This window comes from Dietzia sp. oral taxon 368 (assembly GCF_002999155.1).
GTDB classification, from domain to species: domain Bacteria; phylum Actinomycetota; class Actinomycetes; order Mycobacteriales; family Mycobacteriaceae; genus Dietzia; species Dietzia cinnamea.
Genome location: NZ_CP027238.1, coordinates 2,501,746 through 2,519,221 on the forward strand (window position 1 = coordinate 2,501,746; position 17,476 = coordinate 2,519,221).

The window sequence follows — 17,476 nt, forward strand, 5'->3', positions numbered from 1 at the left end:
GGTCAGAACCGCCCGCCCGCGCCTCCGCCGCCCCAGCCGCCGCCTCCGCCGCCGGAGAATCCGCCGCCCCCGAAGCCCCCGCCGAATCCACCGCCGCCCCCGAGGCCGCCGCCCCAGCTGGAGCCCGAGCCGAAGCTGGACCCGGCGCCGCGCGTCATGCCCTGGATGAGGGCGCCCGCGATCATGCCGCCGACGAGGGCGCCGGTGCCGGAACCGCCGCGCCCGCCGCGCCCGTAGGGGCCGTACGGGACTCCGTAGCGGCCGGTGTACTGCGGCCGTGAGGCGTCGTCCTGGGCGAGCCGCAGCGCCTCCCGGGCGAGGTTGAGCGCCCGGTCGGCGGCGGGGAACGCGGCCGGACCGACCGTGGCCTCGGCCGTGGCGAGGGAGTTCTTCGCCGAGGCGAGCCGGGTGCGGGCGGCCTGACCGATCACGTACGAGCGGCTGCCGATGAAGTCGTCGGCCTCGCGGACCGCACCGGCCGCGCGGGTGAGGGCGGCCCGACGGGCGGCGCGGGCGCGTCCGGCGGTCTCCGCCTCGTGACCGGCGGCGGCGAGTGCCTCGTCGAGCTCGCGGTCCACCTCGATGAGGCGGGAGAACGTCCCCAACGGGTCGGCCTGCCCGTCCCGGCGGGCGGCCTCGACGGCGTCACGACCGGCGGAGGCGACAGCGGTGAGGTCGCGGCTCGTCGCGTCGCTGACGTCGGTGGAGGCGAGCAGTCGGGCGGCCATCTCCAGCTCCTCCTCGACCTCGGCGACGAGCGGCTCGAGGTCCCGTCGGGCGGTCGCGATGTCGTCGGCGGCGTGGTCCACGCCGTCGACCAGCTTCTCGGCGCGGGCGAGTTCGCCCTCGGCGGAGGTGATGGCGTCCACGGCCTCACCCTGCTCGCCGACCGGCCGGGCCAGCGCGACGCGGGCGCGGCCGGTCTCCGCTTCGGCGGCGTCGAGCAGCTGCTCGGCCAGCGAGAGGTTGTCGGCGATGGAGGTGAGCACCGCGGACGGGAACCGCTCGCGGAGGTCGGACATGGTCTTCTCGGCCTCGGGAAGCCGGGCGCGCAGGGCCACCGCGCGGCGCGTGAGCGCGTCCACGGAGGCGCCGCCGTTGATGAGCAGGTCACGCATCTCCCCGAACGCTGTCGCCTGGTCCTCCAGCCCGCGCTCGGCGCGTTCGGCGCGGGCGGCCACCTCGAGCAGCATCGCCTTGCGCTGATCGGGTGTCTCGGGGATGTCGTCGTCGAGCCGCTGGACGAGCCCGTGCGCGGCGGCGACCTCCGAGCGTGCCGCGTCGAGCGCGGCCCGGAAGGGCCTGGTGCGCAGGTCGCCGAACTCGCCGGTCGCGGTCTCGAGCGCTGTGGCGGAGGCGTCCACGGCCTGGTCGGCGTCCACGAGCCCGGTCCGGGCGCGGGCGTCGAGCACGTCGATCGGCAGGGCGGACATCCGTGCGGTGTCGTCACCGGGGATGTCGCGGGCGTCCTCCGCCTGCCTCGCGGTGCGGGCGGCGCGCCGGCGGCGGGTGACCAGGACCAGGACGACGACGAGGACGACGATCCCCGCGATCCCCGCGATGATCGCGAGTGGCGAGACCTCGGAGCCGGAGCCCTGCCGCTCGAGTCCGTCGGCGGCGCCGATGACAGCCCCGGCCCAGTCGTCGTCGGCCAGTCGCGGCTCGATGTCGCGGTCGGCGATCTGTTGGGCGGTCCGCTGGTCGTCGGCGGGGGAGCGCTCCGGGTCGTCGAACTCGAACCAGTACCTGCCGTCCTGCACGGCCACCACGAGCAGCGCGTCGGAGGCGCCCAGATCGGAGAGCTCCCGGGTCTGCCGCGACCACTCCTCGACCGGGATGCCGTCGAGGGTGTCGACGAAGGTCACCCACAGCTGGATCTGGTCGGTGGAGCGCAGCTCGGCCAGTCGGCTCTCCACGTCGCGGGAGTCGCCGCCGAGCACGCCCGCGGAGTCGGTGAGCTGCTGCCGCAGGTTCGACGGCGGCTCCGCGGCGGCGATCGGGGGGCCCCACGCCGTCAGGCAGACCAGGAGCGCGGCGAGCAGCGAGACCGCCGCGAGGTGAAGGCGGCGGAGGGCGACGGGGGTGGCCGGACGGGGTGAAGCGGCAATCATGAGCCCAGCGTATCGGGCCCGGAGAGGGGCCACGCCGGTCCGCCGCGCGGGCGGCTACTCTGGGCGCATGGCAGGGCGGATTCCGGAGCAGGACATCGCCGCGATCCGCGAACGCACCCGTATCGAGGAGATCGTCGGCGAGTACGTGGCGCTGAAGCCGGCGGGCGCGGACTCGCTCAAGGGGTTGTCCCCGTTCAAGGACGAGAAGACCCCCTCGTTCCACGTGCGTCCGCAACACGGCTACTTCCACTGTTTCTCCACGGGTGAGGGCGGTGACGTCTTCGCGTTCCTCATGAAGATGGAGCACATCGGTTTCGTCGAGGCGGTCGAGCAGCTGGCCGACCGGATCGGCTACCGCATCTCCTACGAGGGCGGCGGGCAGGTGGTCCAGCGCGACCGCGGCACGCGCTCCCGGCTGGCGCAGGCCAACGCGGCGGCGCAGAAGTTCTACGCGGAGCGGCTCGCGCAGGACCCGGAGGCCGAGACGGCGCGGACGTTCCTCACCGACCGCGGCTTCGACATGGCGCAGGCGCAGCACTTCGGCTGCGGCTACGCCCCCGCCGGCTGGGACACCATGAGCAAGCACCTCATGCGGCAGGGCTTCGAGCCCAAGGAGCTGGAGGCGGCGGGGCTGTCCAAGACCAGTTCGCGGGGGACGCTCATCGATCGCTTCCACCGCCGGCTGCTGTGGCCGATCCGCAACCTGGCCGGTGAGGTGATCGGCTTCGGTGCGCGCAAGCTCTTCGAGGACGACACCCTGGGCAAGTACATGAACACGCCCGAGACCATGCTCTACAAGAAGTCGCAGGTGCTGTTCGGGCTGGACCTGGCCAAGCGGGAGATCGCCTCGCAGCGGCGCGCGGTGGTGGTCGAGGGCTACACGGACGTCATGGCGATGCACGCGGCGGGCGTGACCACGGCGGTCGCGGCGTGTGGCACGGCGTTCGGCGAGGATCACCTGTCGACGCTGCGGCGACTGATGCTCGACGACAACTACTTCCGCGGCGAGATCATCTACACCTTCGACGGTGACGAGGCGGGCAAGAAGGCCGCACTGCGGGCGTTCTCGGGCGATCAGCAGTTCTCGGGCCGGACCTTCGTCGCGGTGGCCCCGCCGGGGACGGATCCGTGCGATCTGCGGCAGAACAAGGGCGACGCGGCGGTGCGGGATCTCGTGTCCGCGCGGGTGCCGATGTTCGAGTTCGCGATCCGGTCGATGCTGGAGGACTACGACCTCGACCACGCCGAGGGGCGCGTGGAGGCGCTGCGGCGCACGGTGCCGGTGGTGGCGGACATCCGCGACTCGTCACTGCGGGACGAGTACGCCCGTCAGCTCGCCGGGTGGGTCGGCTGGGATGACCCGGCGACCGTGGTGCGCCGGGTCCGCGAGGAGTCGCGCAAGAAGAGCCGGGCGCGCTCGGCCGGGGCGGGTCCGGGTCCGCGCCGGCGCGGGCCGGGTGGACCGGGCGGGGGAGCCCGCCCGGGATGGGACGCGGCCGAGCGTGGTGGCGTGGGTCGTGGTCGAGGGGGGTACGACGACGACGAGGTCGGCGGCGGCGACGCCCCGCGGACTCCGGAGGTGCCGAAAGGCGTGCCGATTCCCGCCCCCGGTGATCCGGTGCTGTGGCCCCAACGCGAGGCGGTGAAGGCGGCCCTGCAGTACCCGGGCCTGGCGGGCCCGTTGTTCGACTCGCTGCCGGACGAGTGCTACACCCACCCGGCGTACGCGGCGATCGCGGAGGCGCTGTCTCGGGCCGGGGGCTGTGCGGCCGGCAAGAGCGGCGTCAACTGGGTGGCCGAGGTGTCGCAGGGGCTGGAGGATGAGGGCCTGCGTCGTCTGGTCGGGGTGCTCGCGGTGGAGACGTTGCGCGTGTCGGAGGAGGCGTTGCCGCGGTACATCTCCGGGGTGCTCGCGCGCCTTCAGGAGGTGTGGGTGTCGGGGCAGATCGCCGACCTCAAGTCCAAGGTGCAGCGGATGAGTCCGGCGGAGGACCCGGAGGGGTATTCGGCACTCTTCGGTGATCTGGTGGCGCTGGAAGAGTACCGGCGCGGCCTGCTGGAGCAGGCGGTCGGTGCCACGCCGGACATCGCGTGACCTGCCGATTTGGTTCCTCGGCGTGGTTCGCACTAAGGTTGTTTCTCGGTATCCGGCACAGCAGCCGGAAGGCCGGTAGCAATCCCCCATAGCTCAATTGGCAGAGCATTCGACTGTTAATCGAAGGGTTATTGGTTCGAGTCCAATTGGGGGAGCTCCTTCGGAGAGGGCCCGTGGCGTTGTCGCCGCGGGCCCTCTTCTGTTTCCCGTCTCAGCCGCGGCGCAGCACGCGGGCGTAGGTGAGGTTGCGGGCGCGCTCAGGGGCGCCCTCGTCCACGAGTTCCACCCGGTGGTTCCCCAGCAGGTGCTGTGTCGGTGAACAAGGCCCCGAGCGCGTCCCAGTCGCAGGTGTCCAGCGCCCTGGCGACGTCCGCCAGCCGCTAGATGATCTGATCCCTGTCGGTCGTCATCTGTCCTTCGTAGCAGGGATTCGCGGTGGATCCGGGCGGTCTCGCTACCCTGACGCCATGAGTCGTCCCGCAGCCCAGAGCGCCGTCGAGGTCACGCTGTCCACCGGCCGCGTCCGCGGGACCGACCTGGGGGACGTGGTCCGCTTCTACGGCATCCCGTACGCCGAGGACCCGGTCGGCGATCTGCGCTTCGCGGCCCCCGTCAGGCGGAGCCCCTGGACCGGGGTCCGCGACGCGACGCGTCCGGCGGCCACCGCGCAGCGTCTGCGCTTCGATCCGGATCCGGCGATCCCCGAGCCGATCGTCGCGGGCACGGACATCCTGCACGTGGACGTGTGGGCGCCTCCCGAGGGCGCCGGGCACCCGGTCCTGGTGTGGATCCACGGCGGAGGGTGGGAGTCGGGGTCGTCGCATCAACCGTGGTTCGACGGGACCGCGTTCGCCCGGGCGGGGATCGTCGTGGTGTCCGTGGGCTACCGGCTGGGCGTCGAGGGCTTCACGTCCTTCCCCGACGCCCCGGACAACCGCGGGGTGCGCGACTGGATCATGGCGCTGGAGTGGGTCCGCGACGAGATCGCGGCTTTCGGCGGTGACCCCGGGCAGGTCACCGTGTCGGGCCAGTCGGCGGGCGGCGGTGCCGTGCTGTGCCTGCTGGCCTCGCCGGCAGCGACAGGACTGTTCCACCGCGGGATCGCTTCGTCGCCGGCGGTACTGCGGTCGCCGGCCGCGCAGGCCCCCAGGGGAGCGACGGCTGCCGAGCTGGCGGCGGGCGGCCGGGGCGCGGTCGACGAGTTCCACCGTCGGCTCCGCAGGGACAACCCGTTCCTCATGCCGTTCCGGCCGACCATCGGCGACGAGACGGTCCCCATGCCGCCGCTCGAGGGGGTCGGGGAGGGGCCGGGGCTCGGGGTGCCGCTGCTCATCGGTTCCACGGCCACCGAGTTCGAGGGGCTCGTCCGCGCGCTCCCGGGCCCCGCGCTGGTGCCGGGCGCGGCGATGATCCTGCGTTCGCAGGAGCTCCCCACCACCGGGCTGCGCGCGTTGGCCCGCCAGTCATCGGGACGGTCGCTGCGTCGAGCGGTGGGGGCGGTCGTCGACGCGGCGACCATCCACTCGACTGTCGTGCGGGCCGCCGAGACCCGCATCGCGGCGGGCGGACCGACGTGGGTGTACGACTTCCGGTGGGCGGCGGGCCGCGGGGCGGTGCACTGCGCGGACCTGCCGTTCTTCTGGTCTGTTCCCGAGGCCGCGAACGTACGCGCGTTCCTCGACGCGCCCGTTCCGCCGGACCTGGTCGCGGCGATGCACGGCTCGTGGGTGGACTTCGTCCGCTCCGGCGACCCCGGTTCGCCGGCCTACGAGGCGCCCACGCGGCGGGTGCAGGTGTGGGACGAGCCGCCCGCAGTCGTGGAGGACGGTCTGGCGGACGTCCGTGAGGTCTGGTGGCCGGACGGCGCGACCTGACGCCTTGCTACGATTGCGCCGCGCGTGTGGGCGAGACGCCCGTCACGCGAGGGGCTATAGCTCAGTTGGTTAGAGCCGCGGACTCATAATCCGCTGGTCGCGGGTTCGAGCCCCGCTGGCCCCACCGATAGAAGCGGCCCGTTGGTGGTCGATTGCGACGTAGGGCTTACTCGCACCGAGTCTGGGGTGTTGCTGCGGGCAGCATGGTCGAGCAGTACTGACATGCGCAGGCAGGCGGACGCCGGATGGGGCGCTCTCCGGCCCGGATAGGGGCGACTTGCTCTGGTGCGTCGGCCACACCACGGGTTGGTGTCGTACCGCTGTAGGAGGATTAGGGCATGACAGCTTCGTACGAGAAACATGACTCACCCGCTCTGCGAAAAGCGAGGGGCGCGTTCTTTACACCCCCTCCAATCGCGCGCTTTATTTCCTCGTGGGCAATTCGCCACCCCTCGGATCGTATCCTGGAGCCCTCGATGGGTGATGCTGAGTTCTTAGTTCACGCTGTTGAGCGACTTCAATCGCTTGGGCGGTCCAGTCCAGAGGTCTTTGGATCTGAGCTTCACGCCTGGAGCGCAGAACGCGGCAAGCAGCGAGTCGCGGAGCGCGGCGGCACGGCACTAGTGGATATAGGGGACTTTTTTGCTCGAGAAGACCCCTGTCCTTTTGACGCAGTGATCGGAAACCCGCCGTACATTAGATTCCAAGATTTTTCGGGCGAGCAACGAACCGCCGCACAAGCTGCCGCGCTCCGCGGAGGAGTAGCACTTACTGGTTTAGCCTCGGCATGGGCGGCGTTTACGGTACATGCCACGCTTAAACTTGCGGTGGGAGGGCGCCTAGGCTTCGTTCTGCCCGCGGAAATACTCACTGCGAATTACGCAGCGCCAGTTCGAAGATTTATCTTCGACAACTTTGGGGATGTCGAGTTAGTACTGTTTGAAGAAAAAGTGTTCGGCGAGGCCGATACCGAAACGGTGCTTCTCTTGGCTTCGAGTTTTGGTCAAGGTGCAACTAAGAACGCGAAGATCCGACAAGTCAGGAACGCCGCATCGCTAACGTCGATGCCGCCAGCTACTGTATGGACGCCGGAGGATCCGGCAGATAGATGGTCGGGCGCCACGGTTAATGGGCCCTTCCGGATTTAGAGTGCGTTGATCCGATTCTGGAGCTGTCCGGAGTGGATCAGTGACCGCAAGATGTAGTGCTTGAGGTTTCGGAAGCCCAGGGCGATTCCGCGGAGGTGCTCGAGGCGCCCGTTGATGGCCTCGACGGGGCCGTTGGAGGCGTCCACGTCGAAGTAGGCGAGGATCTCGCGGTGCCGCTTCCACAGTGACCGGCCAAGTTGGGCCAGCTCGGGGAGTTCTTTCGGTACACCGGCCCGGATGGAGCGCAGGAGCTTGTACATCGCGATCTTGCCCTCCCGCTTGCCCGAGGCCTCGTAGGCGGCGATGAGTCGCTGGTAGACGCCGTAGGTGACCTCCACCGCCGCGTGTGCATCATGGGCGGTGAACGCTTGGAACAGGCGCATCTTCTGCTTGTCGGTCAGCAGGTCAGCGCGGGTACGCAGGGTGCGGCGGATGCCGTACAGCGGGTCGCCGGTGCGGCCCCGGTGCCCGGTGGTGGCCTGCTGGATGCGTTGGCGGCACACGGTGAGCTTGTCGGCGGCAAGGTGCACGACGTGGAACGGGTCCATCACCGTCCGGGCAGCGGGCACCGCGCTGGCGGCGGCGGTGTGGTAGCCGGCGAACCCGTCCATCGTGACCACCTTGATGCGGTCCCGGAACGCCTGGTCACGGGCGTCGAGCCAGTCGGCGAGCACCTTCGCTGAACGGCCCGGGACCATGTCCAACAGGCGGGACGGGCCGGTGCCGTCCACGACCGGGGTCAGGTCCACCAAGACGGTGGCGAATGAGCTGCTGCCGTCGCCGCGCACGTGCTTCCATTTGTGCTCATCGACTCCGAGAACGCGGACGCCGTCGAAGTGTCCGGGCTGCTCGTAGACCATGGAGCGGATCTTCGAGACCGCCAGGTCGTTGACGAGATCCCAGCCCAGCCCGAGGGCCTTGGCCACCGCGGACACGCTGGTGCGGTCGATCGCCAAGCGCTGCAGGATCCAGCGGCTGCAGCGGCGGGTGGTCTTGGCCCGCGGCTCAGCCAACGCCGGCATCCGCTGCTGGAAAATCCTCGTGCCGCAGTCATCGTTGTCGCAGGTGAAGCGCGGTACCCGCACATGCAGCCTGGTCGGGTGCCCGACGATCGGTAGATCCGTGACCTTCCGCTGGACGTGGTCTCGCAGGCGCCCCGCCATCCCGCACCCGGGGCAGATCGGGTCGAGTGTGACCGGGGCGCAGAACAGGTGCGTGAGCTCGTCGGCCACAGCGGCGTCAGTGATGGTCACCCCGAGCTCGACGGTGCGGCAGATGGTGTCGGCAAGCAGGCTGGCGGTAGCGTTCAAAGCGGGTCCTGGGGATGCGAAGTGCTGGTGTAGGAACTTGCATCTTCACACGCCCCAGGACCCCTACATCTTGTGCCTCACCGCATCACCGGCGAACCCCAGCTACGCACTCTAAATCCGGAAGGGCCGGTTAATGCTGCTGCGTCAAAAGTACTTATGGATTCCGTGCCGGCTGGTCATTTCAAGGCACTGAAGACGTGGGGTGAGACCACTCTTGGGATTGTTACCGGGAAAAACTCGTACTTCGCCATTTCTCCGGAGCAAGAGATTGATTCGAGGGTGGCGGTCCCGATTCACGAACCTAAGACTAGTGCGCGCCGGTTTCGGCCCTTAGTAGGTCAACGCCATCCTCATCGCGCCCACCGCCTCGGACAGCGCCGCCCTGGCGAGAGGGGTGGCGCCCACAGCGTTGACGAACGGGTGGACCAGCGTGGCGTGGCGCCGCAGCGATACCGGTACCCCGGCGTCGGCCATCCGGCGGGCGTACGCCTCGCCCTCGTCGCGCAGCGGATCGAACCCGCCCGTGGCGACGTGTGCGGGCGGCAGCGCCGAGAAGTCCGTGGCCAGCAGGGGAGACGCGCGGGGATCGAGCCGGTCGTCGTCCGAGCGGATGTAGGTGCGCTCGTACCAGTCCATGTTGCCGCGGGTGAGGAAGTAGCCCTCGCCGAACAGCTCGTAGGAGCGGGTCCGGGCGGACATGTTCGTCGCCGGGACGAACAGCAGCTGGAAGTCCGGTGTCTTCTCGCCCGCGTCGCGGGCCTGCTGGCACACCACCGCGGCGAGGTTGCCACCGGCGCTGTCGCCGCCCACCGCGATGCGCTGCGGGTCCACGCCGAGTTCGGCGGCGTGGTCGCGGACGTACCGGAACGCGGCCAGGGCGTCCTCGGCGGCGGTGGGGAAGAGGAACTCCGGCGCCATCCGGTAGTCCACGCTGATGACCTTGAGGCGGCCGGTGTCGGCGATGTAGCGGCACGTCGCGTCGTGCGAGTCGATGCTGCCGAGCACCCACCCGCCGCCGTGGAAGTACACCAGGACCGGCAGCGCCTCGTCGCCGTCGACGGGCGAGTACAGGCGTGCGGGAAGGTCGACGCGGTCGGGATCGTCACCGCCGAGCGGGAGGACGATGTCGGTGACGACGGCGAGGTCGATCTTCTTCCCCGAGACGGTGTAGGCCGACCTCTCGACGACGGAGCGCGCCCGCTCGAGGGTGAGGTCCTGGTATTCCCCCTCGGACATGAGCGAGATGACCCGGAGCCCGGCCTGGAAGTGCGGATCGAGGACCTGTCCGTCGACGCGCCGGGGAGCACCTGCCACTGGGCGCAGCAGGGGGCCGGGCAGATATCCGGCGGCCGTCATGACGGCTTTGGTCAGTCGGTCGCCGAGCGACGGCGTGAAGGCACGGTGGCCGGACATTCCAGAGGGTGACAGTGCGGGGCGCATGGCCACATTGTGACGTGGAACGCGGGATGATCGATGGTGATTGGTCGAAGGAGCTGGTCATGCGTTCAGAAGACGACGACGTCATCCGGGTCGAGGCGCTGGTCAAGACGTTCGGGGGAGTGCGGGCCCTCGACGGGCTGGACCTGGAGGTCCGCCGTGGTGAGATCCACGGGTTCCTCGGTCCCAACGGCGCCGGCAAGTCCACCACCATCCGCGTCCTGCTGGGGCTCGTGCGCGCGGACTCCGGCACCGCGACCGTGTTCGGCGCCGACCCGTGGCGCGACGCCGTCCGGCTGCGCTCGCGGGTCGCCTACGTCCCCGGCGAGGTCACGCTGTGGCCGCGGCTCACGGGCGGCCAGTGCATCGACCTGGTGGGCCGGTCGCTGGGCGGGCTCCAGCCGGCCCGGCGCGACGAGCTCGTCGAGCGGTTCCGCCTCGACCCCACCAGGCGCACCCGCGACTACTCGAAGGGCAACCGGCAGAAGGTCTCGCTCATCGCCGCGCTGGCCTCCGGTGCCGACCTGCTCGTGCTGGACGAACCCACCTCCGGCCTGGACCCGCTCATGGAGCGGGTCTTCCAGGACTGCGTGCGCGAGGCCGTCGACGCGGGTGCGACCGTGCTGCTGTCCAGTCACATCATGGGGGAGGTCGAGGCGCTCGCCGACCGCGTGAGCATCATCCGCGACGGGCGGACCGTCAGCTCGGGCACGCTGGCCGATCTGCGGCGCCACACCACGACCGAGGTCCACGCCGTCACCGACGCCGACCCACGGGAGCTCGACCGCGTGAGCGGCGTCGACGACCTACGGATCGGCGACGCCGGCGACGGCCGGTTCGACATCCGCTGCCACGTCCCGGCGCCCGCGCTCGGGGAGGTCACCGGCATCCTCCACGCCGCCGGCGTCCACACCCTCACCGCGACCCCGCCCAGCCTCGACGACCTCTTCCTCAGCGCCTACTCCGGAGCCCGGTGATGAGCGCACCCCTCGTCGGCGCGCGCCTGGCCGGTACCGGCCTGCTCAGCCGGATCGCGCTCCGGACCGGCTGGCCGGCGATGGTCGCCTGGGTCGTCGGGGCCGTCGCACTGTTCCTCGCCACCGGACTGTCCATCGCCACGCTCTACGACACCCCGGAGGAGCTCGCCGCGTACAGCGCCTCCGTCGGCGAGACGATGGTCATGCTCACCGGTCGGGTGGCCGGCCTCGACACCCCGGGCGGAGTGGTGATGAACGAGTACTCGTTCCTCGTCGGCTTCGGGGTCCCGCTCATGGCGATCGCCCTGACCGCGCGCTCCACCCGGCGGGAGGAGGAGTCCGGACGATCGGAACTCCTCGTCGCGGGTGGGGTCGGCCGGCTCGCCCCGGTGGCGGCGGCCCTCGTCGTCGTCGCCGGGGTCTTCCTCGCACTGGGCGCCGGCCTCTGGGCCGCGACGCTGGCGCTCGACGTGGACCGCGGCGGCGCGGCGCTGTACGTGGCCTCGATCGTCGCCACCGGCTGGGTCTACGCCGCGGCCACCGCCGTCCTCGCCCAGGTCCTCGCGCACCACCGCACCGTCTGGGCGGCGTCCCTCGCGGTGGCCGGACTGACCCTCGTCACGCGCGGCGTCGGCGACGCCGAGGAGAACTGGCTGAGCTGGGCGTCCCCGCTCGGCTGGCACGGGCTGACCCGGCCGTTCGGCGAGTCGTCCCCGCTCCCTCTCGCGGTGTCGCTCGCGGCCGCCGCCGCGCTGGCCACCCTCGCGCTGTGGCTCGCGGCCCGCCGCGACCTCGGCTCGGGGGTGGTGCCCGCCCGCACCGGGCCCGCCACCGCGTCGCGGTGGCGCACCTCCCATGCCGGCGCCGCCCTCCACCACCACCTCGGCGCGCTCACCGGCTGGACGGTCGGCGTCGTCGCGCTCATGGCCGTCTACGGCGCCCTCATGGACGTCACGGTGGAGGCCATCGTCGCCAACCCGGACCTGGCCGTCTTCCTGGGCGACCCGGACGCCCTGGTCGACACGATCGTGCAGATGCTCGTCGCGTTCGCAGGGTTCCTCGGCGCCGGGTTCGCGCTGCAGAGCCTCGGCGGGCTGCGCGGCGAGGAGTCCTCGGGTCGACTCGAGCTCATGCTGGCCGCCGGGCGGTCGCGGTGGTCCTGGCTGGCCGGGCACGCGGCGGTCGTGGCGGCCGGCACCGCGGTGGTCGTACTCGCCGGCGCGGCCGCGTTCGCCGTGTCCGCGGCAGCGGTGCTCGACGATCCGCAACTGGTGGGTCGGATCCTCGGCGCGGGCGCGTGGCAGCTGCCCGCCGCGCTGCTGTTCGTCGGGGTCTCCGTCTGCCTGTTCGGCGCGGCCCCGCGACTGCAGGTCCTGGCCTGGGCTCCGTTCGCCCTCGCCGTCGTCGTCACCCTCATGGGCCCCACGCTCCGACTCACCGAGGCGCAGATGCGCCTGTCGCCGTTCGGCGCGGTGGGCACCGCCCCCGCCGGCCCCGTCGACACCGCGGGCGTCATCGTCCTGCTCGTGGGCGGCGCCGTGTTGGTCGCCGCCGGGCTCGCCGCGTTCCGGCGCCGCGACGTGCCCCGGCCCTGACCGCCCGACCCGGTGCGGGGACAGCCCGCCTCGGGGTCCGCCCGCCCCGGCGCGGCGTCCACGCCGACCTGACAGACTGACGGGCACTGCCGCCGGCGCCGCCGGCCGGACGCGAACCAGGGAGGAACCGATGTCGGACCAGGTCGATCGAGACGCACTCGCCGCCGCGCTGGCGGTGGTCGGGGAATGGCCGGTGGACACCGTCTCGGCCGCGGTCGTCGGACCCGACGGCGCGCTCGCGACGCACGGCGACGACAGTCGCGTCTACCGCCTCGCCTCGGTCACCAAGCCGCTCGTCGCCACGGCCGCCCTGTTGGCGGCCGAGGAGGAGGCGATCGGCCTCGACGATCCCGCCGGTCCCGAGGGCTCCACCGTGCGCCACCTGCTGGCGCACGCCTCCGGACTCGACTTCGCCGACCGCGACCGGGTCCGCACCGAGCCGGGCCGGCGACGTATCTACTCATCCGCCGGGTTCGAGGTGCTGGCCGACCACATCGCCGACGCCACCGGGATCGACTTCCCCGAGTACCTCCACGAGGCAGTGTGCCGGCCGCTCGGGATGGAGACCACCGGCCTCGAGGGCTCGGCCGGGCACGGCGCCTCCGCCAGCATCGCGGACCTCGTGCCCTTCGCACGCGAACTCGTCGCGCCGCGACTGCTGGCCACCGAGACCCTCGCCGAGGCCGTGACCGAGCAGTTCCCCGGGCTCGACGGGATCGTGCCCGGGTACGGGATGCAGAAACCGTGCCCGTGGGGGCTGGGGTACGAATTGCGCGGGGACAAGGACCCGCACTGGACCGGTTCGCGGAACTCGGCCGGGACGTTCGGCCACTTCGGGCAGTCGGGGACGCTGCTGTGGGTCGACCCCGCGCTGTCCGCGGCGCTGGTCGTGCTCACCGACCGCGATTTCGGCGACTGGGCCAAGCCGCTGTGGCCGGAGCTGTCCGACGGCGTCGTCGAGGCGCTCGGGCGGTAACCGCGCCGCCGCCGGTGCCCGGGTCCGGCCCGGGCGGATCGATGAGCCGTCCGGTGGGCTGGCCGACACGCCGAGGGGCCGCCCGGCATCGGAATCACGGTGCTGTAACTTTGCTGAGAGTCCAGAAGTGTCACTGGTGTAATCCAGCCACTTCAGGCACAGTAGTAATCAACAACAACACAAGCCACATCATTCACACGATTTCGCGAGGTCGTTGGGGAAGACGTCCCTCAGTGAGTCGGGAGTGAAGTGATGTCTGACCATAACCATCTCGCGGATACGACGACCGGCGTGGTGTTCATCCATGCCGCGCCGACCGCGTTGTGTCCTCACGTCGAGTGGGCTCTGGCGAGCACGCTCGACGCCAACTCGGCCATGCGCTGGGAAGACCAGCCGGCCCAGCCGGGCGCTCGCAAAGCGATCGTCGACTGGATCGGCCCGGTCGGCACCGGTGCGCGGCTGGCCGAGTCGTTGGCCAAGTGGTCGATGCTGTCCTTCGAGGTGACGGAGGACCCGAGCGACCTCGTCGACGGCGAACGCTTCTCGCATACGCCCGAACTCGGCATGTGGCGGGGCCAGACCGGCGCCAGTGGCGACGTCGTCGTCAGCGAGAACCGGCTGCGCCACCTCATGAAGGCCGGCCCCGCCGCCTTCCACGCCGCCGTCGAGGCGGAGCTCGGCACACCGTGGGACCGCGCGCTCGAACCACTGCGCGGCCACCCGGCCGCCTCCGAGGTCACCTGGCTCTCGCGCGTCGGCTGACCCGCCGCGCCTCCCGCACTCACGACAGAAGGCGCCCGCCCCCGGATCTCCCGGGGGCGGGCGCCTTCTCGTGCGTGAGACCGACCCGACGGGTCAGGTCACAGCGGGATGTTCTTGTGCCGACCGCGGGTGTGGGCGGCGGCGTCCAGGGCCTCGGCGAGACGACGACGGGTGTCGGTCGGCTCGATGACCTCGTCGACCACCCCGATCGACACGGCGCGGCCGACGCCTCCGGCGATCGCCGCGTGCTCCTCGGCCAGCCGCTCGTGCAGGGCCTCGCGCTCGTCCTCCGGCGCGGCCGCGAGGGTGCGCTTGTGGAGGATTCCGACGGCCGCCTTCGCGCCCATGACCGCCACCTCGGCGTCCGGCCACGCGAACACGGCGGAGGCACCGAGCGCGCGGGAGTTCATGGCGATGTAGGCACCGCCGTAGATCTTGCGCGTGACGAGCGTGACCCGGGCGACCGACGCCTCCGCGAACGCGTGCAGGAGCTTGGCGCCGCGGCGCACCACGCCGTCCCATTCCTGCGAGACGCCGGGCAGGTACCCGGGCACATCGACGATCACGACGAGCGGCACACCAAAGGCGTTGCAGAGGCGGACGAAACGGGACGCCTTCTCCGCCGACTCGGAGTTGAGGCACCCGCCCAGCCGGAGCGGGTTGTTGGCGATCACGCCGACGGTGCGGCCGGCGATCCGACCGAAGCCCACGACGATGCTCGGCGCCCACTTGGATTGCAGCTCCTCGAACGTGGTGTTGCCGTCCAGTTCGGAGGAGTCGAGCAGGCCGTGAACGAGTGGGCGGACGTCGTACGCGCGCCTGGGCGACTCCGGTAGCAGTCCGGCGAGGTCCGTGTGGTCGCCCTCGAGGAGCCGCTGGTCGGACTCACCCTGCGCGGTCAGGAGAGTCACCAGACGGCGAGCCCGGTTCAGAGCATCACGCTCGTCCTCAGCGGCGATGTGGCACACGCCCGACTTGCGGTGGTGCACGTCCTGGCCGCCCAGGCCCTCCATGTCGACCTGCTCGCCGGTCACCGAGCGGACCACGTCGGGCCCGGTGACGAAGATCTTGCCCGCCGGCGCCATGATGACGACATCGGTCAGGGCGGGGCCGTAGGCGGCGCCACCGGCGGCGGGCCCGAGCACGACGGAGATCTGGGGGACCAGACCCGAGGCGCGGACCATGGCCTCGAAGACGGTACCCACGGCGTGCAGGGCCTCGACGCCCTCCGCGAGTCGGGCACCTCCCGAGTGCCAGACGCCCACGATGGGCAGCCGCTCGTCGATCGCGACATCGATCGCGCGAACGATGTGCCGGCACCCGTCGAGGCCCATGGCGCCACCCATGACGGTGGCGTCCGTGGCGTAGGCGATGGTGGGCTCACCGTCGATAAGGCCCCGTGCCGCCAGGGCTCCCGAGGCGTCGGGTTCGGTGATGAACTCCAGCGAGGCGGGATCGAAGAGGTTCGCGAGCCGGACGACCGGGTCGCGCGGATCGATCTGGGTGTTCTGGTCAACAGCGCTGGTGATGGTCATGAGTGCAGTCCTTTCCTTGGTGCACGTCCCGGGGAGGGAGCGCGCACCTGTGACGGACCCCCGGACTGGCTTGTGGGCGGACTATGACGGGAAGCGGGACCCCCGTCCCGCTTCCGGACCTCGTGCCCGGCGCCCCGCACTGGGCGGGGCGATCTGTGAAGTGCCCCGCACGCGGGGAGGGGACGCGGGCTCGACGTGGTGCACCGACCGCACCTTCGGCCCTGAACGCGTCCCCGCCCCGACGAACGAGGCGTGACATCAGCTCTGGTCGATCTTCTGAATGTAATCGACCGCATCCTGCACGGTACGCAACTTGGCGAGGTCCTCGTCGGGGATCTCCACTCCGTAACGGTCCTCGGTCTGCACGGCGATCTCCACCATGGAGAGCGAATCGATGTCGAGGTCGTCGACGAAGGACTTCTCGGGGGTCACCTCGGACGGCTCGATCCCGGTGACCTCCTCGACGATTTCCGCGAGTCCTGCGATGATCTCGGCCTCGGTGCGTGCCATGTGATGTCCTTTCTGATGGGTGAAGTCGTGCCCGACGGGCGCGACGGACGTTTTTCGTACCCGATCATCGGCGACGGCCGACGAGCGGGGGTGGTCGGGGGAGCTTCAGGCCCCGCTGAGTGCGGGCACCGTCTCGAGAGCGGTTTCGATGTCCTCGGGGACGGTCACGCCGTGGCGGGCGACGTCACGCATCGAGCGCTTAGCCAGTCCGACCAGGGCACCCGAGGGCGGGAGCTCGACGAACGCGTCGACGCCCAGCTTGAGCATGGTCTGCGTGCACAGGTCCCAGCGCACGGGGTGGGTGATCTGCGAGACGACCCGGTCGAGGGCGTCGCGCCCCGACGCGACGGCCACGCCGTCGGCGTTGGACAGCAGCGTCAGGTCGGGATCGTTGACCTCGACCGTGTCGGCCAGCGCGCGGAACTCGTCGACGGCGGAGTCCATGTAGCTCGTGTGGAACGCGCCGGCGACCTCGAGCCGTCGCAGGCGCGCCCGGGTGGGCGGGTTCTGCTCGAGCGCGTCGCAGGCCTCGAGCGGGCCCGCGGCGACGATCTGCCCCGCGCCGTTTCGGTTCGCCGGCGCGAGCCCGGCGTTGTCCAGGGCCAGCAGCACGTCGGCCTCGACCCCGCCGAGAACGGCGATCATCCCGGTCGGTCGCTGCGCGCACGCCCGTGACATCGCGGCCCCCCGCACGGACGCGAGGCGCAGGGCGTCCGCCTCCGAGACCACGCCGGCGATCGCCAGCGCCGCGATCTCGCCGATCGAGTGGCCCGCGACCAGCGTGTCAGAGGGAACCTGACCGCGTCGGCGCAACTCCGCGGCACCGAGGAGCGCGGAGGCCACGACGAGTGGCTGGGTCACCGCGGTGTCGGTGATCTCCTGCAGGGTCGCCGTGGTGCCGAGGCGCTCGAGATCGAGTCCGCTTGACGCGGACCAGTCTGCGAGACGGTCGGAGGCGCCGGGCAGCTCGAGCCAGGGCGCGAGCATCCCGGCTTTCTGTGACCCTTGTCCAGGGGCGGTTAGGCAAAGCACGGGTATCAGAAAACACGGCCGGGCCCCGTTCGGATGATGTCCCCGAAGCCAGAAACGAGCCCGGGATTTTGTAGGGTTCCCACAAATTGCAAGCTGGCCGCTCGTCCATCTCCG

13 protein-coding genes and 2 tRNA genes are annotated in these 17,476 nt (G+C 71.0%); 9 read left to right on the plus strand and 6 right to left on the minus strand.

The genetic code is table 11. The annotated features are described in order from the left end of the window. Positions 1–2: 2 nt before the first annotated feature. Positions 3–2,111 carry a TPM domain-containing protein gene (locus tag C3V38_RS18240; RefSeq protein ID WP_061913738.1) on the minus strand — a complete coding sequence of 703 codons (2,109 nt, stop codon included), beginning with the start codon at positions 2,109–2,111 and terminating at the stop codon, positions 3–5. A 67-nt stretch (positions 2,112–2,178) separates the two neighbouring features. Between C3V38_RS18240 and dnaG the strand changes: the two genes are divergently transcribed. The 5 genes from dnaG to C3V38_RS11710 all read left to right on the plus strand — a co-directional run bounded on the left by dnaG (position 2,179) and on the right by C3V38_RS11710 (position 7,228). After that, positions 2,179–4,206: a DNA primase gene (dnaG, locus tag C3V38_RS11685; RefSeq protein ID WP_106385821.1), complete on the plus strand. Its 2,028-nt coding sequence runs from the start codon at positions 2,179–2,181 to the stop codon at positions 4,204–4,206. Between the two features lie 82 nt (positions 4,207–4,288). Beyond that, a tRNA-Asn gene (locus C3V38_RS11690) sits at positions 4,289–4,361 on the plus strand. 312 nt (positions 4,362–4,673) lie between these two features. Beyond that, a complete protein-coding gene (locus C3V38_RS11700) occupies positions 4,674–6,080 on the plus strand; it encodes a carboxylesterase/lipase family protein (protein ID WP_063935649.1) in 1,407 nt (468 codons plus the stop codon). 50 nt (positions 6,081–6,130) lie between these two features. Next, a tRNA-Ile gene (locus tag C3V38_RS11705) sits at positions 6,131–6,204 on the plus strand. A gap of 214 nt (positions 6,205–6,418) precedes the next feature. Further along, positions 6,419–7,228, plus strand: coding sequence for a class I SAM-dependent DNA methyltransferase (locus C3V38_RS11710; protein ID WP_106385822.1), 810 nt, complete (start codon positions 6,419–6,421; stop codon positions 7,226–7,228). Here the strand turns inward: C3V38_RS11710 and C3V38_RS11715 are convergent. Together C3V38_RS11715 and C3V38_RS11720 are read right to left on the minus strand one after the other, a co-directional pair. After that, a complete protein-coding gene (locus C3V38_RS11715; RefSeq protein ID WP_106385009.1) occupies positions 7,225–8,538 on the minus strand; it encodes an ISL3 family transposase in 1,314 nt (437 codons plus the stop codon). The genes C3V38_RS11710 and C3V38_RS11715 overlap by 4 nt on opposite strands. A 330-nt stretch (positions 8,539–8,868) precedes the next feature. Continuing rightward, entirely contained in the window at positions 8,869–9,978 is a 1,110-nt protein-coding gene (locus C3V38_RS11720) for an alpha/beta hydrolase (RefSeq protein ID WP_232302957.1), read from the minus strand. A 59-nt stretch (positions 9,979–10,037) separates the two neighbouring features. Between C3V38_RS11720 and C3V38_RS11725 the strand changes: the two genes are divergently transcribed. The 4 genes from C3V38_RS11725 (at position 10,038) to C3V38_RS11740 (ending at position 14,285) form a co-directional block, all read left to right on the plus strand. Further along, positions 10,038–10,952 (plus strand): ABC transporter ATP-binding protein, encoded by a 915-nt coding sequence (locus C3V38_RS11725; protein WP_165001107.1) that lies wholly within the window; start codon positions 10,038–10,040, stop codon positions 10,950–10,952. Further along, entirely contained in the window at positions 10,952–12,547 is a 1,596-nt protein-coding gene (locus tag C3V38_RS11730; protein WP_061229307.1) for an ABC transporter permease, read from the plus strand. Before C3V38_RS11725 ends, C3V38_RS11730 begins: the two co-directional genes overlap by 1 nt. A 130-nt stretch (positions 12,548–12,677) precedes the next feature. Further along, the gene (locus tag C3V38_RS11735; protein WP_061229306.1) at positions 12,678–13,523 is read left to right on the plus strand and encodes a serine hydrolase; all 846 of its coding nucleotides are present in this window, start codon (positions 12,678–12,680) and stop codon (positions 13,521–13,523) included. Positions 13,524–13,775: 252 nt separating this feature from the next. Continuing rightward, positions 13,776–14,285 (plus strand): DUF3145 domain-containing protein, encoded by a 510-nt coding sequence (locus tag C3V38_RS11740; protein WP_061229305.1) that lies wholly within the window; start codon positions 13,776–13,778, stop codon positions 14,283–14,285. A gap of 98 nt (positions 14,286–14,383) precedes the next feature. Here C3V38_RS11740 and C3V38_RS11745 read toward each other — a convergent pair whose 3' ends face one another. The 3 genes from C3V38_RS11745 to C3V38_RS11755 form a co-directional block, all read right to left on the minus strand. Further along, complete coding sequence (locus tag C3V38_RS11745; protein ID WP_106385823.1) at positions 14,384–15,820, minus strand: acyl-CoA carboxylase subunit beta; 1,437 nt, start codon at positions 15,818–15,820, stop codon at positions 14,384–14,386. Between the two features lie 258 nt (positions 15,821–16,078). After that, entirely contained in the window at positions 16,079–16,330 is a 252-nt protein-coding gene (gene acpM / locus C3V38_RS11750) for a meromycolate extension acyl carrier protein AcpM (protein ID WP_007629089.1), read from the minus strand. A gap of 105 nt (positions 16,331–16,435) precedes the next feature. Then, positions 16,436–17,362 carry an ACP S-malonyltransferase gene (locus C3V38_RS11755; protein ID WP_082767759.1) on the minus strand — a complete coding sequence of 309 codons (927 nt, stop codon included), beginning with the start codon at positions 17,360–17,362 and terminating at the stop codon, positions 16,436–16,438. Between the last annotated feature and the right edge of the window lie 114 nt (positions 17,363–17,476).